The 5,164-nt window shown below is 60.7% G+C and carries 2 rRNA genes; both read left to right on the top strand.

The window, feature by feature from the left end:
- Positions 1-42: 42 nt before the first annotated feature.
- Positions 43-1,567, top strand: a 16S ribosomal RNA gene (locus tag ACI78S_RS25010).
- A gap of 455 nt (positions 1,568-2,022) precedes the next feature.
- Positions 2,023-5,153: ribosomal RNA gene (locus ACI78S_RS25005) — 23S ribosomal RNA — on the top strand.
- The 16S and 23S rRNA genes sit together here, the layout of an rRNA operon.
- The last annotated feature ends 11 nt before the right edge of the window (positions 5,154-5,164 follow it).

The raw sequence follows: 5,164 nt of genomic DNA, 5'->3' as shown, positions 1-5,164 counted from the left end.
TCGCGATCTGTCAGGTCGCGGTTCTCAGCCGGTGATTGAACATCTACGGAGAGTTTGATCCTGGCTCAGGACGAACGCTGGCGGCGTGCTTAACACATGCAAGTCGAACGGTGAACCCGCTTCGGTGGGGGATCAGTGGCGAACGGGTGAGTAACACGTGGGCAACCTGCCCCCGGCTCCGGGATAACTCCAAGAAATTGGGGCTAATACCGGATATGTCCGCTGACCGCATGGTCTGGTGGTGGAAAGGGTTTCCGGCTGGGGATGGGCCCGCGGCCTATCAGCTTGTTGGTGGGGTAGTGGCCTACCAAGGCGACGACGGGTAGCCGGCCTGAGAGGGTGACCGGCCACACTGGGACTGAGACACGGCCCAGACTCCTACGGGAGGCAGCAGTGGGGAATATTGCGCAATGGGCGAAAGCCTGACGCAGCGACGCCGCGTGGGGGATGACGGCCTTCGGGTTGTAAACCTCTTTCAGCAGGGACGAAGCCGTGAGGTGACGGTACCTGCAGAAGAAGCACCGGCCAACTACGTGCCAGCAGCCGCGGTAATACGTAGGGTGCAAGCGTTGTCCGGAATTATTGGGCGTAAAGAGCTCGTAGGCGGTTCGTCGCGTCGGCTGTGAAATCCCGAGGCTCAACCTCGGGTCTGCAGTCGATACGGGCGGACTGGAGTTCGGCAGGGGAGACTGGAATTCCTGGTGTAGCGGTGAAATGCGCAGATATCAGGAGGAACACCGGTGGCGAAGGCGGGTCTCTGGGCCGATACTGACGCTGAGGAGCGAAAGCGTGGGGAGCGAACAGGATTAGATACCCTGGTAGTCCACGCCGTAAACGTTGGGCGCTAGGTGTGGGGGCCATTCCACGGTCTCCGTGCCGCAGCTAACGCATTAAGCGCCCCGCCTGGGGAGTACGGCCGCAAGGCTAAAACTCAAAGGAATTGACGGGGGCCCGCACAAGCGGCGGAGCATGTTGCTTAATTCGATGCAACGCGAAGAACCTTACCTAGGCTTGACATGCGCGGAAATCTCGCAGAGATGCGGGGTGCCTTTGGCGTCGCGCACAGGTGGTGCATGGTTGTCGTCAGCTCGTGTCGTGAGATGTTGGGTTAAGTCCCGCAACGAGCGCAACCCTCGTTCCATGTTGCCAGCACGTGATGGTGGGGACTCATGGGAGACTGCCGGGGTCAACTCGGAGGAAGGTGGGGATGACGTCAAATCATCATGCCCCTTATGTCTAGGGCTGCAAACATGCTACAATGGCCGGTACAAAGGGCTGCGATACCGCGAGGTGGAGCGAATCCCAAAAAGCCGGTCTCAGTTCGGATTGGGGTCTGCAACTCGACCCCATGAAGTTGGAGTCGCTAGTAATCGCAGATCAGCAACGCTGCGGTGAATACGTTCCCGGGCCTTGTACACACCGCCCGTCACGTCACGAAAGTCGGTAACGCCCGAAGCCGGTGGCCCAACCCCTTTGTGGGAGGGAGCCGTCGAAGGCGGGATCGGCGATTGGGACGAAGTCGTAACAAGGTAGCCGTACCGGAAGGTGCGGCTGGATCACCTCCTTTCTAAGGAGCAGCGGACGCCGGCCGGGAGTTCCCGGGCCGGTGCCGGGCCATGCCAGGACGTGGACGGTTCCCCATCAGCGGGGGGCTGCCGGTCGCCTGGGTGGTGCTCGAGGGTGGAACGCTGACCAGTTCGGCCGGGTGCGGGTGCGCGCTCGCCAGTACTGCCGGGTGGTTCTTCGGAACCGCCGGCGTGGAACGCGGGGCGGGTGCTCGGAGCCGGTCGTAGGCACGCTGTTGGGTCCTGAGGGAGCGGACCCGTTCCCGGGTGGGGACGGGGTCGTTGTCTCGTCGGGGCCGCCCGGTTCCCAGACCACCGGATCGTTCACAGGCGTGGGCGGTGCGGGTTCGGTGGGGGCGCCGCGGGTGGTGGCCGGTTGTTGTTTGAGAACTGCACAGTGGACGCGAGCATCTTTTCGATAAGTGTTTGCAGGCAATTTTTTGTTTGTGGGCCGTGTGGTCAAGTTGGTAAGGGCGCACGGTGGATGCCTGGGCACCAGGAGCCGATGAAGGACGTGGGAGGCTGCGAGAAGCCTCGGGGAGCTGCCAACCGAGCGTTGATCCGAGGATGTCCGAATGGGGGAACCCCGCACCAGTCATGTGGTGTGACCCGCGCCTGAACACATAGGGCGTGTGGAGGGAACGTGGGGAAGTGAAACATCTCAGTACCCACAGGAAGAGAAAACAACCGTGATTCCGTGAGTAGTGGCGAGCGAAAGCGGATCGAGGCTAAACCGGTGGCATGTGATACCCGGCAGGGGTTGTGTCATCGGGGTCGTGGGACCGCTCGTGCCGTTCTGCCGGACGGCGAGGGAGTGAGAAAGATCCGTGGTTAGTGGAAGGCCTCTGGAAGGGGTCGCCGTAGAGGGTGAGAGCCCCGTACACGAAAACCCGGGTCCTCCCGAGCGTGTTCCCGAGTAGCACCGAGCCCGTGAAATTCGGTGTGAATCCGGCGGGACCACCCGCTAAGCCTGAATACTTCCTGGTGACCGATAGCGGACGAGTACCGTGAGGGAAAGGTGAAAAGTACCCCGGGAGGGGAGTGAAATAGTACCTGAAACCGTGTGCCTACAAGCCGTGAGAGCCTGCGCGCGCCTCGTGCGCGCGGGGTGATTGCGTGCCTTTTGAAGAATGAGCCTGCGAGTTAGCGGTACGTGGCGAGGTTAACCCGTGGGGGGTAGCCGTAGCGAAAGCGAGTCCGAACAGGGCGATCGTCAGTCGCGTGCTCTAGACCCGAAGCCGAGTGATCTACCCATGGCCAGGTTGAAGCGCGGGTAAGACCGCGTGGAGGACCGAACCCACCAGGGTTGAAAACCTGGGGGATGAGCTGTGGGTAGGGGTGAAAGGCCAATCAAACTCGGTGATAGCTGGTTCTCCCCGAAATGCATTTAGGTGCAGCGTCGCGTGTTTCTTGCCGGAGGTAGAGCACTGGATGGCCGATGGGCCCCACAAGGTTACTGACGTCAACCAAACTCCGAATGCCGGTAAGTGAGAGCGCGGCAGTGAGACTGCGGGCGATAAGGTTCGTAGTCGAGAGGGAAACAGCCCAGATCATCGGCTAAGGCCCCTAAGCGTGTGCTAAGTGGAAAAGGATGTGGGATCGCAGAGACAACCAGGAGGTTGGCTTAGAAGCAGCCACCCTTGAAAGAGTGCGTAATAGCTCACTGGTCAAGTGGTTCCGCGCCGACAATGTAGCGGGGCTCAAGCACACCGCCGAAGCCGTGGCACTCACACATCAGCTCGCCGGCCCCCTTCGCGGGGTCGGCCAGGCGTGTGGGTGGGTAGGGGAGCGTCGCGTGGTGGGTGAAGCGGCGGAGGGATCCAGCCGTGGACGCCACGCGAGTGAGAATGCAGGCATGAGTAGCGAAAGAGGAGTGAGAAACTCCTCCGCCGGATGACCAAGGGTTCCTGGGCCAGGCTAATCCGCCCAGGGTGAGTCGGGACCTAAGGCGAGGCCGACAGGCGTAGTCGATGGACAACGGGTTGATATTCCCGTACCCGCGAAGGAGCGCCCATGCCGAACCTGGCGATGCTAACCACCCGAAACCACTTCGAGCCTTCGGGCGAGGAGTGGTGGAGCGTGGGACCCGGACCGGTAGTAGGCAAGCGATGGGGTGACGCAGGAAGGTAGTCCTCCCGGTGAGTGGTAGTACCGGTGCAAGGGTGTGGCCCGTTCCGTAGGCAAATCCGCGGAACACGAGGGTGAGGCCCGACGCATAGCCGAATGAGGCGAATGGGATGATCCTATGCTGCCGAGAAAAGCCTCTAGCGAGTTCCGAGCGGCCCGTACCCCAAACCAACTCAGGTGGTCAGGTAGAGAATACCGAGGCGATCGAGCGAACTGTGGTTAAGGAACTCGGCAAAATGCCCCCGTAACTTCGGGAGAAGGGGGACCTCAGCCCGTGAACCGCCGCGCGCGGGGCAGCGGGAGGGGGTCGCAGAGACCAGTGAGAAGCGACTGTTTACTAAAAACACAGGTCCGTGCGAAGTCGTAAGACGATGTATACGGACTGACGCCTGCCCGGTGCTGGAACGTTAAGGGGACGGGTTAGCTCTTCGGGGCGAAGCTCAGAACTCAAGCGCCAGTAAACGGCGGTGGTAACTATAACCATCCTAAGGTAGCGAAATTCCTTGTCGGGTAAGTTCCGACCTGCACGAATGGCGTAACGACTTCTCAGCTGTCTCAACCACAGGCTCGGCGAAATTGCACTACGAGTAAAGATGCTCGTTACGCGCGGCAGGACGGAAAGACCCCGGGACCTTTACTATAGCTTGATATTGGTGTTCGGTTCGGCTTGTGTAGGATAGGTGGGAGACTGGGAAACCCGCACGCCAGTGCGGGCGGAGTCGCCGTTGAAATACCACTCTGGTCGAATTGGATGTCTAACCTCGGTCCGTGATCCGGATCAGGAACAGTGTCAGGTGGGTAGTTTAACTGGGGCGGTTGCCTCCCAAAATGTAACGGAGGCGCCCAAAGGTTCCCTCAGCCTGGTTGGCAATCAGGTGTCGAGTGCAAGTGCACAAGGGAGCTTGACTGCGAGACCGACGGGTCGAGCAGGAGCGAAAGCTGGGACTAGTGACCCGGCACCGGCATGTGGAAGCGGTGTCGCTCAACGGATAAAAGGTACCCCGGGGATAACAGGCTGATCTTCCCCAAGAGTCCATATCGACGGGATGGTTTGGCACCTCGATGTCGGCTCGTCGCATCCTGGGGCTGGAGTAGGTCCCAAGGGTTGGGCTGTTCGCCCATTAAAGCGGTACGCGAGCTGGGTTTAGAACGTCGTGAGACAGTTCGGTCCCTATCCGCCGCGCGCGTAAGAGACTTGCGAAGAGCTGTCCCTAGTACGAGAGGACCGGGACGGACGAACCTCTGGTGTGCCAGTTGTACCGCCAGGTGCACTGCTGGTTGGCTACGTTCGGCAGGGATAACCGCTGAAAGCATCTAAGCGGGAAGCTCGCTTCAAGATGAGGTCTCTCACCGACTCGATCGGGTAAGGCCCCCGCCCAGACCAGCGGGTTGATAGGCCGGAAGTGGAAGCACCGCAAGGTGTGCAGCTGACCGGTACTAACAGGCCGAGGACTTGCCACACACCCCGCCCA

This window comes from Geodermatophilus sp. SYSU D00815 (assembly GCF_054050035.1).
Note: the sequence above shows the minus strand (reverse complement) of the source record. Positions and strands in the feature narration are given on the sequence as shown.